The following is a 17,599-nucleotide window of genomic DNA, read 5'->3' on the forward strand; positions in this document are numbered from 1 at the left end:
TAAAATTGTGTTATGAAAGTAAATTGGGGAACAGCAATAGTTATAGCCTTCGCAGGTTTTATAGGCTTTATCATGTACTTTGTAATCAACATGGCTACTGATGATAAGTATGATCATGATTTAGTTGTAGAAGATTATTATCAAAAAGAGTTGAAATTTCAAACTGATATTGATAAAGAAGAAAATTCTAAAAACCTAAAAACCAATGTTAGTTGGAAAAAGACTAAAGATGGTATTCTCGTTGAATTCCCTAAAGATTTAGATATAAAAAAGATTAAAGGTTCAGTGTTCCTATACAGACCATCTAACAAGACGTTAGATTTTGAAATTCCTATTTCATTATCTGATCACAATTTGCTCATACCTGACAACAAATTGTTAGATGGTCGTTGGAACATTAACATTGACTGGACCTACAATAATGAAGCTTATCTATACAAAAAAGCGATAAACTATTAGTATGTTATATTCGGCAATTATATTAGGTTTATTAGGTAGTTTGCACTGCGTTGGTATGTGTGGACCAATAGCCTTTATGTTGCCTGTAGATCGTTCTAATTCCATAAAAAAAGTATCACAAATTGGTGTTTACCATGTTGGTAGATTATTAGCTTATAGTTTAATAGGACTAGCTTTTGGTCTGGTTGGTAAAAGTCTAAATCTGTTTGGTGTACAACAACAACTCTCTATAGCTGTAGGAATTTTAATGATTGTTGTTGTTCTTATCCCTTATCGAACTTTTGCTAAATACAATTTATCTAAACCTTTAAATAAAGTCATCTCTAAAGTAAAATCTAATCTCGGACAAGCTTTAAAGAAAAAAACACCTGACACCTTTTTAACCATAGGCTTTCTAAATGGTTTTTTACCTTGTGGTTTAGTGTATATGGCTGTTTTTGGTGCTGTAGCCACAGGCAGCTTATTACAAGGTAGTTTTTATATGGTTTTATTTGGTTTAGGTACCATTCCTTTGATGACTTCAGCTATTTATTTAGGTAAGTTTTTAAACCAAGCCATAAAACAACGTATACAAAAAGTCATTCCTGTTTTTGTAGTTATAATAGGTGTTTTATTCATTCTTAGAGGATTAGGATTAGGTATTCCCTACATCTCACCTGCTCCTGTAGTTGAAATGGCAACTAGTGCTATAGACTGTCATTAAGACTAAAAAATTCCACTGTTTAATTTCCAACTAACTTTTTTGGTATTATTGCAATATCAAAAAATCAATCAATTGTAATATGAAACAGTTTCCTTTAGTTTTAGTCTTCACCCTTTCAGTATTTAAAATAGCAGCACAAGATGCAAGTGTAGAGAAATCTACATTTGGAATTCAAACTGGTTTTCTTGGTATTTGGGCTCATAATGAGTCTAAATTATCTAACTCTATTGCACTTAGAAGTGAACTAGGCTTGGATGCTGCCATATTTGGGGAAAATTTTGTTGGCTCACAAAGTTTTATCATGGTACCAGCAATAACTTTAGAACCAAGATTGTACTACAACCTAAATAAAAGAGTGACCAAGAAGAGACGTATTGATGGGAATAGTGGAAATTTTGTTTCGATAAAAACTACCTATCATCCAGATTTGGTTTTAGGGTCTTTACCTGCAAATACCGTCTTCATTTCTGACATTACTATTATACCAACTTGGGGCATTCGTCGTAATGTTGGTAAACATTTTACATATGAAACAGGTATTGGTATTGGTTATTACCACTTATTAAAAAAGGATAATGTTTTTCTCTTTGAAGATGAAAATGGTGTGGCTGTTAACCTACACCTAAGAATAGGATATCGTTTTTAATTTTATCGAAAAACAAACGCATAAAAAAACGCCAAAGCCCTCGTCTTTGGCGTTTTCGCTTGATATTAATAACACTAACTAATAAACATCAAGAACTATATTTTAAAGGTCATTACTGGTAATGTAGAGTGATTAGCAATATCTTCAGAAATGCTACCTTCAAAGAAATGTGCCAAGCCTTTTCTGCCATGTGTAGCTACAGCAATAAGATCTGCACCAATAGTGTTGGCGAAATTCAAAATACCCTTTTCTATTGAGTAATCTGATACCACATGAACATTTTCAAGATTATCTAAATCACCATCTGCCTTTTTAAGGAATAAGGATATACGTTTATCTATTTCTGTAGAACTTCTAAAATTACCGTCTGGTGAGTTTACATACACCAAGTGCATCGTCGCTCCTATTTTTTCAAAAGTTTTTCTTGCATTGAGGTAAGGTGTAATAGCTTCATCCGTAAAATCACTTGCAAATACACCATTTTCAAAATCTAAAAGTATAGGATTGTGTTTTATCACTAATACTGGTATATCAGCGTGACGTACCACTTTTTCGGTATTAGAACCAACGAGTACTTCCTTTACTCCACTGGCACCATGAGAACCCATAACAATAAGATTTGCCTGGTGTTCATTGGCAATATCATTAACCTCACTCCAAACCTTAAAATGTTTTACAATAGGTGTCACTTTTATGCCTTCTAAGAAAGGTCTGTCTAGAAAAGCATCAAACTTCTGTTCTGCTAATTTTAGATAGAATACAGCTTCTTCATTAATAGAGTTTCCATTAGCAGTTAATATCGCATTAGACAATTCTAACATGTGTAATACTATGAGTTCTGAACCGTATTTTTGAGCTAGGTTCGCAGCCGCTTCCAAAGCATATTCTGAATGCTCCGAAAAATCTATAGGCACTATTATCTTTTTCATGGTGTTAGTGTTTTAAATGGTCATTGAAAATAGTTGAGTATCTGGCTTTTTGCGTTGCAATAACAAATCAAAAGCCATACAAATATTTCTTATAAAAGGTTTCCCTTTTTCAGTTACGGTTATCTGCTTTCTTTCAAATTCAAGTAACCCGTCTTGTTCTAATTCTTTTAGTTTTATAAGGACTTCTGGCAACTCATCAAACATAAGTTCTGGTTGCAACCAAGAAGTCTTAAAATGGCACATTAAATTGAGAATGTGCTTTCTAATTTTTAAGTCCTCTTCATTTAAAATATGTCCTCTGTAAACTGGTATAATATTATTTTCTAATAAGTTGTAATATTCTTCGATAGACTTTACATTTTGTGCAAAACCATACCAACTATCACTTATTGATGATACACCCAAACCAATCATGGCTTGGGTTTTAGATGCAGTATAACCCATAAAATTACGATGCATAGTTTCGTTTTTCATGGCTTTGTAAAGTCCATCCGTTTTTAATGCAAAATGATCCATACCTATTTCGGTATAGCCTACTTTTTCTAAAAGTGATTTACCTGTTTCGTACTGTCTACGCTTAGATTCAGCAGTTGGTAAATCCTCCTCTCTAAAACCTCGTTGCCCATTTCCTTTTATCCAAGGAACGTGTGCATAGCTGTAAAATGCTATACGATCTGGCATTAAGGCTTCTGTTTTTTGTATGGTTTCTACAACATCTGCTTCGGTTTGAAATGGAAACCCAAAGATGATATCGTGCCCAACAGATGTGTAACCAATTTTTCTGGATGTTTCTGTAGCGCGTTTTACATTTTCAAAAGGTTGAATACGATTAATTGCCTTCTGTACTTTTAGATTATAATCCTGAACTCCAAAACTCACACGTCTAAATCCTAAATCATACAGTGCTTGTAAATGCGCTTCGGTAGTATTATTGGGATGTCCTTCAAACGAAAACTCATAATCTTTAGCAAGGTCAGACACTCTAAGTAATTCTGTAATAAGAAAGTTTAAATTTTCAGGTGAGAAAAACGTAGGTGTACCACCTCCAAGATGCAGTTCTTTTATTATTGGTTTTGCACCTAATAATTCTCTGTACAACTGCCACTCTTTTAGTACTGCCTTTATGTAAGGCAACTCTACCTCGTGTCTTTTGGTAATACGTTTGTGGCATCCGCAAAATGTGCAAAGGCTTTCACAAAATGGCAGGTGCAAGTACAAGCTTATCCCTTCTTCTGTATTGGATTCATCAAAGGATTGCTTCAAAACTTGTTTCCATTGTTGCAATGAAAATGTTTCAGCATTCCAATACGGAACCGTAGGATAGCTGGTATAACGTGGACCTGCCACATTGTATTTATTTACTAACTTTTGACACATACTAACTTTTGTCTTAGACCAAAATTACTCGGAAGCAACTGTAAAAAATATGATTTTTGTCATGTAACAATTTAATTAACAGCTAAATGCCAACATGTGAAGTATTTAAGATGCTTTTTTAACTGAAAAAAGTACTTTACTATTAAGTTAAAAACCTTGTCTAAGCTAACTTCCCTAGCCTATTATTGTAAGATTAGTGTTACTCTATTTGCATCGGAAAGCTTATATCCTTAACTTTACTAAAAACTAAGAAACAACTATGAAATATCTAAAACTTAGCATACTTACATTAGCCGTAGTTTTTGCAACATCTTGCAAAGACAACAAAAAAGAAACTGAAGAAACCAAAGAGCCTGAAGTAGAGAAAACGGCTGAACCAGTAATTACAAAAACTGAAATGAAAATTAAGTTAGATCCTAAAAGTGGGTCTAATGCTACAGGAACTATAAAATTTGTTGAAGAAAATGGTAAGGTTACTATGATGGCTTACCTTTCTGGTTTAGACGAAGGTGAGCATGCTATCCATATCCACGAATCTGCAGATTGTTCTTCACCAGATGGTAAATCTACTGGTGGGCACTGGAATCCTACAGCACAACCTCATGGTAAATGGGGATCAGAAGAAGGATACCACAAAGGAGATATTGGAAACTTTAAAGTTGGTGCAGATGGTAATGGAGAAATTAAATTTACAACAGATCAGTGGTGCCTAACTTGCGAAGACCCAACAAAAAATATTATTGGTAAAGCTATAATAGTGCACCAAGGTACTGATGACTTTACATCGCAACCATCTGGTGCAGCTGGTAGTAGAGTAAGTTGTGGTGCCATTATAGAATAATTTTTAAAAACACTAACTAAAAAATAAATAGCTAGAGCTATTGCAGTACTAATCTTCCCCTTGTCTGCAAAAATTCTAAGCAAGTCGCGTATGACCGAATTAGATACATTAGTACAGCAATTTCAGTCTAAAAACCAAGTTGCATTCAAAAAACTATATGGCATGTATAGCAATAGTATACATGGTGTGGTTTATAACATCGTAAAAGATGCAGACATTGCAGACGAAATTATGCAAGACGTCTTTATAAAAGCATGGCATAAGGCAGACACCTATTCTTCAAAAAAAGGACGTTTCTTTACTTGGATATTAAATATTGCTCGCAATGCAGCAATTGATATGACTAGGTCTAAGGCCTTTAAACAATCTAAGCAAAACCTCAACTCCGATTTTTTCGTAGATAGTATAACAAGCAATGATAATTTAGATAACAGTACAGATGCTATTGGAATTAAAAAGTTTGTGACTAACCTTGGCCAAAAATGTAAAGAAGTTATAGAGTTGCTGTACTTTAAAGGCTTTACCCAAAAGGAAGCATCCGAAGAATTAAAAATGCCTATTGGCACAATAAAAACAAGAAATAGAAACTGTATTCAGCAACTAAGGGATATGGTATTGTAATATGGATATAAAAGCATACATAGAATCGGGTATTTTAGAGCTCTACGTAGCTGGTAAACTTTCTGAAAAAGAAAATCAGGAAGTCTATGAGTTGATGCAACAACATCCTGAAATATTACAAGAAGTTTTAGAAATAGAAGCAGCTGTTGTAAAACTTACTGCTGCAGTATCGCCTCATGCTATAGATTTTGAATCCTTTAAAGGCAAACTAAACTCAGACACCAAAGTTGTAGACCTAAAACCTAGAAAACCAAACTGGATTTCTTACACAGGTTGGGCAGCTTCTGTTTTACTTGCTGGTGGTTTGCTGTGGACGCTTAACAACAAAAACAAGGTTGAAGAAGAACTACAAACCGTTTCTACCGAAAAGCAATATCTCGAAATACAGATTGAAGAAGCCAGAAACGATCTATCTGCTACTAAAAATCTACTAGATGCCATTAGAGACAAGGATATTATTGCGGTACCTTTAGGTGGCCAAGGTGATTATGCGTCTACCTATGCCAAAGTCTATTGGAACAAAGCCGATAATACCATTTACCTAGATGGTGAAGGTCTGCCAAACGCACCAGAAGGTAAAGTATGGCAAGTGTGGTCTTTAACGCTAAACCCATTAACACCAACGAGTTTGGGTACTATTGACGACTTTAACACCGACGACAACAAAATATTTACCATTGCCAATGCCAACGAAAGCCAAGCCTTTGGTATCACCTTAGAGCCAGCAGGTGGTAGCGAAAGCCCAACTATGGAGCAACTTTATACACTTGGTGTGGTGGCTTCTACTCCGTAATTTAAAGACAGAATACTATTTATAAAAAAACCACTAATAGCTTTATTAGTGGTTTTTATTTTCTGTAAATTGTAGCAAAAACATATAATGTGGATATAGTTAATATCTATATCCAGTTGTTGTGCGTAAGTTGAGAAAAACTGAACTCTTAATGAAAAATAAGTTTCTAAAAATATTAAAACGGATTTTAATTACAATTTTGATACTCTTTGTTATTGTGTTTATATCAAACGAAATAGTCTATAGAACTTCAATTCCTGAAAACTTTGCGGAATCAAATTGGAACGGAAAATGGAACAGTTCTGAATATGCTCTCGTTAGTGGAAAAGTACTAACAACAATTCCTGAAAATCACAACGCTGAATTTAAAAGCGAAACGTTGATTTATTACAATCTTTGGAGTCTTTACAAGCCTGGACAAAATAAAATAGTGGAATTATCAGGAAATTTTTCGGAATCGGATATTAATGGAAATAACATTGAGCAAAAAAAACGACCGAATGAAAACCGTGAATCTAATCGTAGATTATTTAAAGCTAAAATGTCAATTGGAAATGGACAGTTCATTGAATACGATGGAATGAAAGATAATGACGGAATTGAAATAAATGGCGAATATGATTCAAGCTACCCAAAAGACAAAGGAACATTTGAATTGAATAAAAAATAAAACCTACGCACAACAAAGAACTGAGTTAAAAAACAAGCATTATTAAGCTAATTTTGAAACAAAGTTCTCGTTATATGGCAATCCTGATTTTGCGATAGCAAAAGCCTGTTTTAATAGTTTGTTGGCTACTGCTGTGCTAGTTTTTATACTTCTACAATTGTTCTACTTAAAAATTAAATAGGTTTTCACTAATTTTAAACTTACCTATCAACCTAAAGCATGAAAATAAAACTCGTAGTCCTATTAATCTTAACCACAGTATCATCTTGCAAATCTGATCCTAACAAGCAAATTGACGAAGGTAAAATAACCGAAAACACCTATCGTAGTGACGAAATCGGCTGGACTATGAATATACCAAACGGTTGGAATGTTACCCATAGAAGTGTTCTTAACCGACGTTCTAAAAAAGGTCTGGATATCATAAAAGAATCTACTGGTTTAGAATATGACGATAGCGAGTTAAAGCAACTTTTGAATTTTCAAAAAAATAGATTTAATGTTTTTCAATCAACATCCGAACCCTTTAAAGTAGAATATGATGACGAATGGGAAGGTAATAATGCCTCAATTAAAGCATTACTATACGATTTGTATACCGAAAAAGGCATTAAAACAGATACTACAGCCACAAAAATTGCAAATATAGATGGCTTAAGTTTTCATTATTTTACCATCACACTTTACAAGCCTAATGGAGATGTGCTCCTTAACCAACGTATGTATGGCAGGTTGATTAACGGATTTGATTTTGGTGTTAACATCAACTACAACAACGAGGAAGATAAAAATGAGTTGTTAGAAGCTTGGCTAAATTCTAAATTTGATCAATATTAATTTATCTAATAATAAACTCGTACTAATGAAAAAAACAATTATAGTCCTAACTTTATTTATTCTAGCTATTTCTTGTAAAAACCAAGGAGCAACCTACAACGACCCAATACCAGAACACGACAGTTTAACAATAACATCTAAGTATGTCAATGAAGATCGTGTTATAAACATATGGACACCTCCAAATTACAAAACCTCTACTGAACGTTTTCCTGTACTCTATATGCCAGATGGTGGAATAAAAGAGGACTTTCCGCATATAGCAAACACACTCTCTAAATTGCTAGAAGAAAATAAAATACCTGCATTCATTTTGGTCGGCATAGAAAATACCGAAAGAGGAAGAGATCTTACTGGTTCTTCTGAAGTAGAAGACGATAAACAATATTGCCCAATTACAGATGGTGCAAAAAATTTTAGAGCTTTTATCTCTGAAGAATTAATACCAAAAATTAATAGCAGATACAGAACAAAAGCTAAAAAAGGTATTATCGGAGAATCTCTTGCTGGACTGTTTGTTATGGAAACATTTTTTATAAAACCTGAAACTTTCGATTTTTATATTGCTATGGACCCTTCGCTTTGGTGGAACAACAATTACCTAGCCAGTAATGCAAATACATTATTAACCAGACTTCATGAAAAAGATATAAAACTATGGTTTGCAGGTTCTAGTGTAGAAGATATTTCGCAATACACCAAGCAAGTTGAAAAGGCATTACAGAACAATGCACCATCAAGTTTAACTTGGAAGTACTCCGACGAGCCAAACGAGCAACACAATACTATTTTTAGAGCTACTAAAGAGAAAGCCCTCACCTGGACATTGAATAACTAACAAAACTTTAAGAAAGCGATACGCAACCTTTATGTATTTCTATTATCTAAAGAATAAATCTATAACATGAAAAAAACTGTATTTCTAATTTCGTTTTTATTCTTCATTAATCTTATATCTGCTCAGGTAAAAGCTATAAAAATCACAAACGAAAACACTCAAAAAGAAAGAATTATAAAAAACAATAAAAGGGTAAAGGTATTTACAGTTGATGGCAGAAAACTTAAAGGACGTTTCAAAATAGAAGACAATTCTATTCTTATACAAGGTGAAAGTATCAACTTATCAGATATTATAGCAATGAAGCGCAATCCGTTATTAATATCTGTTGTAACCGGTTCTTTTTTGGTGTATTTGGGTGCTTTAACAGCAGGTATTGGAATTTTAATAGGGCTTATATCAGATTCTACAGCCTTTCTGTTAACTATACCTGGAGCAGGCTTAATTTACGCTGGTCTTAAACCACCTAATTTTAACAAGAAGTTTAAAACCAAGCGCAATTGGAATTTTGAAATAATAACGATTTCAGATTAAAACGAAAATATTATCTGGAATAGTTAGGTGCTTCCTTTGTAATCGTTACATCGTGTGGATGACTTTCGTGGATTCCACTGGCAGTAATTTTTACAAATCTGCCTGTTTCCTTTAAGGTTGCAATATCTTTTGCGCCACAATAGCCCATACCAGCTCTTAATCCACCAACAAACTGATGAATACTTTCGTACAATTCGCCTTTGTATGGCACACGACCTACAATACCTTCTGGTACTAATTTTTTAATATCGTCTTCTACATCTTGGAAATAACGATCCTTACTTCCTTGTTTCATAGCTTCTACAGAACCCATTCCACGATACGATTTAAACTTACGACCTTCATAAATAATCGTTTCACCAGGACTCTCCTTTGTACCTGCTAACAATGAACCTAACATTACAGTATCAGCACCAGCAGCAATAGCTTTTGGTATATCACCTGTATAACGAATTCCACCATCTGCAATTACAGGTACACCAGAGCCTTTAATAGCTGCAGCAACTTCCAACACTGCTGAAAACTGAGGAAACCCAACACCAGCAACAACGCGTGTTGTACAAATAGAACCAGGACCAATACCAACTTTTACAGCATCTGCACCAGCTTCAACTAAATATTTAGCAGCTTCACCAGTTGCAATATTTCCAACAATAACATCGAGGTTAGAAAACTTTGATTTTATCTCTTTTAAAACAGATACCACACCTTTAGTATGGCCATGCGCTGTATCGATAACCACAGCATCAACACCAGCATTAACTAAAGCTTCTGCTCTTTCTACAGCGTCTGCAGTTACTCCTATGGCAGCAGCAACCCTTAATCTTCCATAAGTATCCTTATTTGCAATTGGCTTTTGGGTTACTTTTGTAATATCTCTAAACGTAATTAAACCTGCTAGCTTATCACCTTCAACAATTAATAGTTTTTCAATCTTATTGGCTTGTAAAATGGTTTCAGCATCCTTTAATGAGGTACCAACTGGTGCAGTTACTAAATTCTCACTAGTCATAACTTCAGCAATTGGTCTATCATTTTTATGCTCAAAACGAAGGTCTCTATTAGTTACAATACCTTTTAATTTTTTATTAGCATCAACAATAGGAATACCACCTATACTATGCTCTCTCATAGCATTTTTAGCATCTGCAACAGTAGCATCTAATGGTAAAGTTACAGGATCTATAATCATACCACTTTCAGCACGCTTTACACGACGGACTTTCTGTGCCTGATCTTCAATTGTCATGTTTTTATGAAGTACTCCAATTCCTCCTTCCTGAGCCATAGCTATAGCCATTCTACTCTCTGTAACCGTATCCATAGCGGCTGAAATCACAGGAATATTTATGGTAATGTTTCTAGTAAATTTTGTTTGAATATTTACTTCGCGAGGAAGTACTTCAGAAAATGCTGGAACTAAAAGGACGTCATCGTAGGTAAGACCTTCACCTAAGATTTTGTTTTCGTGTGCTGTCATAGTGCAATTAAGATGTAATTGCACGCAAAGATACATTTTTTTTCATTGAGCAAATGTCAACTTACGGTTAAATAAAATTCGAATAAAAAAATATTCCTTCATAAGAAACTGTTTATCAATACTTACTGTTAATTTATTTTTATTTATTCTAAATAAAGTTTGAAAAAATGCAATTCAGTATTACTTTTGCACGCTGAAAACAAACCTATTTTTAACAAGTCTAAATAAATGATTCGGAAATTAGCCCTTACAGTAATTGGTTTTATATGTACATTTCTTGTAAATGCACAAAATCAGCCTAACGAAAAACCATTAGATTCTATTCAAAAACTTGACGAAGTAATTATTAATTCAAGTCAAATGTTTGGTAGTAAATATGTAGCAAGTAACCGTACAGGTTCTGCTTATTATTTGTCTCCACAAGAATTAAAGAAATTTGGGTTTACAGATATTAATCGTGCTTTGCGTTCAGTTCCTGGTGTTACCTTTTACGAAGAAGACGGCTTTGGATTACGACCAAACATAAGTTTAAGAGGTACATCTCCAGAGCGTAGTGCAAAAATTACCTTAATGGAAGATGGTGTGCTTGTAGCACCTGCTCCTTACAGTGCACCAGCTGCTTATTATTTTCCTTCAGTTGGTCGTATGCAGGCTGTTGAAATTTTAAAAGGAAGTAGCCAGGTACAGTTTGGTCCATTTACGACTGGTGGTGCTATTAATATGATTTCTGCACAAATACCAAACACCTTTAGTGGTGAAGTTAGAGCTGGTTATGGTTCTTTTGATACTCAACAAGTTTTGGCACGTATAGGTGACACAAAAGAAAATATTGGCTATATGGTAGAATTCCTTAACTACGGTTCTGACGGCTTTAAGGACTTACCTAACGGTAATAATACAGGATTTGACATTAATGAATTAACAGCTAAGTTTAAAGTAAAAACTGATGCTGACGCTAAACTCCAGCAGTCATTAGAAGCCAAATTTCATTATTACGATGAGCGTTCTTACGAAACTTATTTAGGTCTTACTGAAAGCGACTTTAATTCATCTCCTTATAGTAGATATTCAGCTTCGCAAGATGATCGTATGATTGCTGAGCAAATTCAATTAATGCTTACGCATACTTTAGACTTCACTAAAAATATGCGTTTAACGACTAACGGTTATTACAATAAATTTTCACGTAACTGGTATAAACTAGACGATGTTATATTTAATGGTGACAAACAAGGTATTGCCACTGTGTTAGCAGACCCAACAACATATGCAGACCATATGAATATTATTCGTGGTGATGTAGATTCATCTGCTGATGCTTTATTGGTTAAAGCGAATAATCGTGTGTATTATTCTAAAGGTGTACAAACAAAATTTGACTACCACTGGTATGGTGAAAACACGTTTCATGATATAGAAGTTGGCTTGCGATACCATTACGATGAAGAAGACCGATTTCAGTGGGAAGATGGTTACAGTATCATAAACCAAAATATGTCTAAAACATCTGACGGTTTACGTGGCGCGCAAGGTAACAGAATTAGCAGCGCAAAGGCCTTCGCAGCTTATGCGATGTATAAATTAAAATACGATAAGCTTACTGTAACACCTGGCATTAGATATGAAAACATCATTTTACAACGAGATAACTATGGTAGCAATGACCCTAGTAGAACAGGCAGTGATCTTGCCTTTAGAGAAAATAAAGTAGATGTTTTTATTCCAGGTATTGGTGTTAACTACGCTTTTACAAATGCTGTTTCTGTATTTGGTGGTGTGCATAAAGGTTTTTCACCTCCAGGAAGTTCTGATGGTGAAGAAGCTGAAGAAAGTATCAATTACGAATTAGGATCGCGTTTTGCTTTTGAACAATTACGTGGTGAGGTTGTTGGTTTCTATAATGACTACAGTAACTTATTGGGTAGCGATTTAGCTGCAACTGGCGGAACAGGTTCTTTAGATCAATTTAATGCAGGTGAAGTTGCTGTGAGTGGTATAGAAGTTTTATTAAACTACGAGTTATTACCTAACAATAAATCGTTTAAACTACCTATAACGTTTGCTTACACATATACAAATACCGAGTTTTTAAATAGCTTTGGTAGTAGTGACGATTTATGGGGAGAAGTTACTGAAGGTGACGAATTACCATACATTCCAACACATCAATTTAATGTTGGTTTATCGTTAGAGCACACTAAATATGAGCTCAACATAAACGGAAGATTTAATGGCGAATTTAGAACTATGGCTGGCACAGGATCTATTCCAAATGCTGAACGTGTAGATTCTAATTTTATCATTGATATGTCTGCAAAATATCATTTTACAAAGAACCTTAGTCTTACAGGAAACATTATAAACCTACTAGACGAAACATACGCTGTTTCTAGAGTTCCTGCTGGTCTACGTCCTGGTCATCCTTTTGGTGGTAACCTAGGATTTGAATTTAGATTTTAAATATTCAGTTTAAAATTAGTTGATTGGTGAAAGCGTTATCCATATTTGGATAGCGCTTTTTTTAGTTTGAACACTAGTAACAATCCATTAAAATTTGCTCGTTGTTTTCAAATGTACTTAATGGCTGGTTTAAGATTGTTGTGGTTATAGTATTTAAAACTTCTAACACACGATTTTGCATAGCTATAGAACCACAAATCATTATGACTCCATCGTTTTTAAGCGCATTAGAAATAAGTGTTTCATTTGCTTTAATACTATCTTGAACGTACACCTTAGCTTCCTGTTCTTGCGAATAGGCTACATTAAAATTATCTAAATAACCTTTTTGAGTAGCATTTTCTATGTGAGAAGCATACAATTGAAGAGATGCTTTGGTTCGTCCTCCCCAAAACAAATGAGTTTTTATGTCTTTATTGGTTTCGTTTAGCATTCCGAGAAAAGGTGCAATTCCTGTACCATTGGCTATCATTACCACTTCTTTAGCGTAGCTCGGAAAATGAAAATCTAAATTCCTGTTGACTTTCCCTTTAATTGTAGCGCCAACCGTTAACTGACTTAGTAATGTTGAACATTTACCAAACTCGTGCTTTTTTACACTCAACAAAATGCTATCATCAACTTTGGCTACTGAATATAGACGCTCTATATTATCGTCTTCAGGATAAAATGACACAATATCTCCTGATTGAAACTTTAATTTCTTCTCAGGTTTTAATTCGATTAAAAAGGTATCGTCTATGTTAAGACCAGAATTAGAAATGACCTTAAAATTCTTCAGTTTTTTACGGTTAACTAATGGTTTGGTCAAAACTACTTTTAAGTCTTGTTGTGTAGCTTCATTCCACTGAATTACCCAGTTTTTAAAAGCTTCAAAAGATTGATTATTTATTTTGAATACTGGTAAATTCTGTTCAAAATTTGGATGATTATGCAACCATTCATCCACCTCAATCGCGTATTTACAATAGTCTGGATACATTAACGACCCAAAACCAACTACAGAATGTTTTATGTTATTGGGTTGTTGAATCGCAGGTAACAATTTTTCAAAATTCTTGGCAGTTCGAGGCGCTTCACCTTCACCATAAGTAGATGTAAAAATGATGATGTGCTTTGCCTCTTTATAACTATCATATTGGTTTAAAGTTGAAAAGTAAACCGTGTTACCAGCTTCTACCAAAGCATTGTAAAACTGATGCGCAAACTTGTTGGTATGCCCAGTTTCTGACCCAATAAGAATGATGTATTCTGCAGTATTTTTTGTGAATTTATTTTTCACTTTAGACCCTTTAGCCAAACGCTTAAAACTCATTGCAAAACCTGAATACATAAAGAACAGAATCGCAAAACAAGCCAGTAACAATACTACTGCCCAAACGATAGTGCCTTGTCCTGTATGCAAAATTAAACTCCAATAAGATAGCTGACTTACCAAAGGTTTCTTAGCTTCGCTGAGAACATTGCCTGTGTATTGATTAATATAAAACTCGCCAGACGTTGTTTGTAGAATAAAGTAATCTTCCTCGTCTTCAGAAAATGGAAAATCGAGTGTAACAAGCTCATCTAAATGTGTGTCATTAAATATTTTGAATTGAGATAATTCTAGCTTTTCCTTAGATTGTTGCTCAACGGTTTCAGTATGTTCCATCTTACTGGCAGGCAACATATCAAACTTTTCTAATGATAAATAAACACCTGTGAGTGTAATAATAACTATAGGAATTAAAAACCAACGTCCTAAAACCACGTGATAATATTGCTCGAAATTTTCCTTTACAACTTTACTAAAAAACTTCCTTAAACCGCCTTGTCGTTTTACAATCAGCTGAATTCCAGTAATGGCAATAAGCAATAATAAAAATGAAAATAGGCCAACTAAAAACCGACCTGTGGATTTTAAAAATAAAGAGCGATGTAGGTTTGTTGCAAACTCAAAGATTGGTGCTTTTTTCTCTAATTCTCCGAGTTTTTTTCCTGTATTTGGGTCTAAGTAAAAGGTTTCGCTATCACCTTCGAACGTGAAAACAGAAGCTTTTACAAAGTTGTTATTATCTACTTCAACACTAACAATTTCATCATACTCACCCTGCAAAACCGTAATAACCTTAGACAATTTAATGTCATCTGCATTGGTTATAGCATAAGGCTTTAGCTGATTTGAAATGGGCTCAAACGCTAAAACAATACCTGTAACGGTTGCCAATAGTATAAAAATGAAAGAAGATATAGCCAGCGCAAAGTGACTATATCTCCATATTGAAATTGTCATAAATCGAATTTAACGTTTATAGTTTTCGTCTCTTCGAGTGAATTTCAAATTTGATACTGAGTGAAATTTGTATCGAGAAGCATTATTCTTATTCCTAAAAATGAAGTTCTCGATAATTCCCGACAAAAACGTCGGGACACTCGAACTGACGTAATCAATTTAAAAATTATTGAGGCATTAGTCTTACATAACGAATAAAACCTTTACCGTCATATTTACCTTTTACGTTGGCAGAAGTTAATTCTACTTCAACATCTGATGTGTAATATTCCTGATCTTCTACAGCAGTTTCAAAACGTAATTTGTAACCTTTATCTAGTTTATCGTCTGCAATTTCTATAACACTAATTGAGCGTTCACCTCCACTGATAGTTGCACCTGTTATGGCATCGATATCGTTACGCTTTTTTCCGTAAAAATCCCACCACGCTTCAACAGTGTTGTACCATTCATCATCTTCTCCTTTAACGTGCAATGTTTCTTCGTATTCACCATCTGGATTGATTAATGAGATAACAATGTATGCTCCTTCACCTGTGTAATTAGTCATCTGAATCATACACTTATACTTGGTAGATTCTATAATTGAAGTAAAGGACATTAATCCAATAATGATGATAAATAGTAATGCTAGTATTTTTAAATTCTTCATTCTGTTTTTACTTTAAAAAGTCTATTCCTACGTTGTTCTTTTTCAATAATTCGTTTTCTGAAGCTAAATCGTAAGCTGATTCTTCAAAATCTGTTGTTGCTTTAACATCTGCACCTTGGGCTATTAAAAACTTTAAAATATCAGCATCTTTTGCTTTCATCGCAGCTAAGTGCAAAGCCGTATTACCATCATTGTTTTTAGCGTTGATATCGATATCCTCCTTAGCTGCCAGTTCTAATAATTTTAAACTCTGCTTTTCTGTAGCTAAATGATATAAAGTGTTACCATTTTCTTGAGTTGCGGTTATATCTACCCCTTTTTCCTTTAACAACTCTAGCTTCTTAAAAAATTGCTCTTCATTTCTTGGTGAGTAACCTTCAAATAAATAGTAAGCTAAATTGTTCCCTTCCTTATCTTTAAATTTGAAGTTTGCCTTATTATTAGCCAGGAAACCAACAACATCTGCATTGTTATACTTAACAGCTAATGCTAAAGCAGTTGCTCCTTTATTGTTGCTTTGATTTACATCTGTAACGTTCTGGAATAAAAGCTCAACAATAGAAAGATTATTTCTTGAAGCTGCATTTGTAAATGGTGTGTTGCCTTCTGAATCTTTAGCATTAACATCTAATCCCTTTTTGATTAAATAAGTAATAACTTTTATATCCTTACTTCTTGCTGCTAAAACATGTAAAGGTGTAACACCTTCTTTATTTGCTACATTTGGGTTTAGTTCTGCACCAATTAAATACTCGTAAGTATCAATTGTATTTGCTTTTCCACGAGTACCATAAGCTGCAAAAATAAAAGCTTGATCTGTTCCTTTCAATCCCTTTTTAATAAGTTTATTCATTAAATCGGTATTGCCTGTACGTGCTACGTAATTGAATATTCCATTACCATCAGCATCAGTACTTTTGATACTTAAACCTTTAGATTCAAAATATGTTACAACTTCTAAATCTGAATCATAAGGAGCTACTAATAACAAAGCATTAGCACCATCTGGGTTGGTTTTTGAAACATGATCCTTGTCTGCTGCAATAATTAAATCGTACACTGCGGTATTTTGTTGACCAGAACCAGCAGCAAAAGTTATTATAGTATTGCCTTTGTCGTCTGTTAAATCTGTTCTAGCACCATTATCTAGTAAATACTTTATAATTTCTGTATTGCCTTTGTAAGCCGCCCAGAAAATGTAAGTTCTACCGTCATGAGTTAATTTATTAACATTATTCCCTTTTTGCGACATTAAGTAAATAATACTCTTTGTTGGCGCATCTTGAAGAATGGCATACACTACTCCATCAAAATTATTCCTGTTAGCTTCAGATGGATTATTGCCATCTTTAATCTTAGCTTCAATCGTTTCGACATTGGGTTTTGTACCCCAAAAATCGCGATTTAAAAACACGTTGTTTTGTGCAAACAATAGCGACCCGAACACTAAAGTAAAGGTCACTATCAGTTGTTTTACTATTTTCATA

The 17,599-nt window shown here is 34.1% G+C and carries 17 protein-coding genes; 11 read left to right on the top strand and 6 right to left on the bottom strand.

The window, feature by feature from the left end:
• Positions 1–12: 12 nt before the first annotated feature.
• The 3 genes from ACXAFS_RS10580 (at position 13) to ACXAFS_RS10590 (ending at position 1,808) form a co-directional block, all read left to right on the top strand.
• Complete coding sequence (locus ACXAFS_RS10580; RefSeq protein WP_475306852.1) at positions 13–459, top strand: FixH family protein; 447 nt, start codon at positions 13–15, stop codon at positions 457–459.
• A gap of 1 nt (position 460) precedes the next feature.
• Complete coding sequence (locus tag ACXAFS_RS10585; RefSeq protein WP_475306853.1) at positions 461–1,162, top strand: sulfite exporter TauE/SafE family protein; 702 nt, start codon at positions 461–463, stop codon at positions 1,160–1,162.
• A gap of 79 nt (positions 1,163–1,241) precedes the next feature.
• The gene (locus ACXAFS_RS10590; protein ID WP_475306854.1) at positions 1,242–1,808 is read left to right on the top strand and encodes a hypothetical protein; all 567 of its coding nucleotides are present in this window, start codon (positions 1,242–1,244) and stop codon (positions 1,806–1,808) included.
• A 95-nt stretch (positions 1,809–1,903) separates the two neighbouring features.
• Here the strand turns inward: ACXAFS_RS10590 and ACXAFS_RS10595 are convergent, their stop codons facing one another.
• Together ACXAFS_RS10595 and hemN are read right to left on the bottom strand one after the other, a co-directional pair.
• Entirely contained in the window at positions 1,904–2,737 is an 834-nt protein-coding gene (locus tag ACXAFS_RS10595; protein WP_475306856.1) for a universal stress protein, read from the bottom strand.
• Between the two features lie 12 nt (positions 2,738–2,749).
• A complete protein-coding gene (gene hemN, locus ACXAFS_RS10600) occupies positions 2,750–4,114 on the bottom strand; it encodes an oxygen-independent coproporphyrinogen III oxidase (RefSeq protein ID WP_475306857.1) in 1,365 nt (454 codons plus the stop codon).
• Between the two features lie 259 nt (positions 4,115–4,373).
• On the opposite strand from hemN, the gene ACXAFS_RS10605 reads away from it, so the two are divergent.
• From ACXAFS_RS10605 to ACXAFS_RS10635, 7 genes are all read left to right on the top strand, one after another.
• Positions 4,374–4,955 carry a superoxide dismutase family protein gene (locus ACXAFS_RS10605; protein ID WP_475306858.1) on the top strand — a complete coding sequence of 194 codons (582 nt, stop codon included), beginning with the start codon at positions 4,374–4,376 and terminating at the stop codon, positions 4,953–4,955.
• A 90-nt stretch (positions 4,956–5,045) separates the two neighbouring features.
• Positions 5,046–5,576, top strand: coding sequence for an RNA polymerase sigma factor (locus tag ACXAFS_RS10610; RefSeq protein ID WP_475306860.1), 531 nt, complete (start codon positions 5,046–5,048; stop codon positions 5,574–5,576).
• Position 5,577: 1 nt separating this feature from the next.
• Complete coding sequence (locus ACXAFS_RS10615) at positions 5,578–6,369, top strand: anti-sigma factor (protein ID WP_475306861.1); 792 nt, start codon at positions 5,578–5,580, stop codon at positions 6,367–6,369.
• 151 nt (positions 6,370–6,520) lie between these two features.
• On the top strand, positions 6,521–7,039 hold the full coding sequence (locus ACXAFS_RS10620) for a hypothetical protein (RefSeq protein WP_475306862.1): 519 nt from the start codon (positions 6,521–6,523) through the stop codon (positions 7,037–7,039).
• A gap of 219 nt (positions 7,040–7,258) precedes the next feature.
• Positions 7,259–7,876 (top strand): hypothetical protein, encoded by a 618-nt coding sequence (locus tag ACXAFS_RS10625; RefSeq protein ID WP_475306864.1) that lies wholly within the window; start codon positions 7,259–7,261, stop codon positions 7,874–7,876.
• Between the two features lie 25 nt (positions 7,877–7,901).
• Complete coding sequence (locus ACXAFS_RS10630) at positions 7,902–8,714, top strand: alpha/beta hydrolase (protein WP_475306865.1); 813 nt, start codon at positions 7,902–7,904, stop codon at positions 8,712–8,714.
• 66 nt (positions 8,715–8,780) lie between these two features.
• On the top strand, positions 8,781–9,248 hold the full coding sequence (locus ACXAFS_RS10635) for a hypothetical protein (RefSeq protein WP_475306867.1): 468 nt from the start codon (positions 8,781–8,783) through the stop codon (positions 9,246–9,248).
• 10 nt (positions 9,249–9,258) lie between these two features.
• Here ACXAFS_RS10635 and guaB read toward each other — a convergent pair whose 3' ends face one another.
• Positions 9,259–10,728: an IMP dehydrogenase gene (gene guaB, locus ACXAFS_RS10640; protein ID WP_475306868.1), complete on the bottom strand. Its 1,470-nt coding sequence runs from the start codon at positions 10,726–10,728 to the stop codon at positions 9,259–9,261.
• 228 nt (positions 10,729–10,956) lie between these two features.
• Between guaB and ACXAFS_RS10645 the strand changes: the two genes are divergently transcribed.
• Positions 10,957–13,188 (top strand): TonB-dependent receptor family protein, encoded by a 2,232-nt coding sequence (locus tag ACXAFS_RS10645; protein WP_475306870.1) that lies wholly within the window; start codon positions 10,957–10,959, stop codon positions 13,186–13,188.
• Positions 13,189–13,261: 73 nt separating this feature from the next.
• On the opposite strand, the gene ACXAFS_RS10650 is transcribed toward ACXAFS_RS10645, so the two are convergent.
• The 3 genes from ACXAFS_RS10650 to ACXAFS_RS10660 form a co-directional block, all read right to left on the bottom strand.
• A complete protein-coding gene (locus ACXAFS_RS10650) occupies positions 13,262–15,460 on the bottom strand; it encodes a PepSY domain-containing protein (RefSeq protein WP_475306871.1) in 2,199 nt (732 codons plus the stop codon).
• A gap of 166 nt (positions 15,461–15,626) precedes the next feature.
• On the bottom strand, positions 15,627–16,112 hold the full coding sequence (locus ACXAFS_RS10655) for a DUF2271 domain-containing protein (protein ID WP_475306873.1): 486 nt from the start codon (positions 16,110–16,112) through the stop codon (positions 15,627–15,629).
• A gap of 7 nt (positions 16,113–16,119) precedes the next feature.
• The gene (locus ACXAFS_RS10660) at positions 16,120–17,598 is read right to left on the bottom strand and encodes an ankyrin repeat domain-containing protein (protein WP_475306874.1); all 1,479 of its coding nucleotides are present in this window, start codon (positions 17,596–17,598) and stop codon (positions 16,120–16,122) included.
• Position 17,599 lies beyond the last annotated feature (1 nt).

The organism is Winogradskyella sp. ABM4_392 (assembly GCF_056160445.1).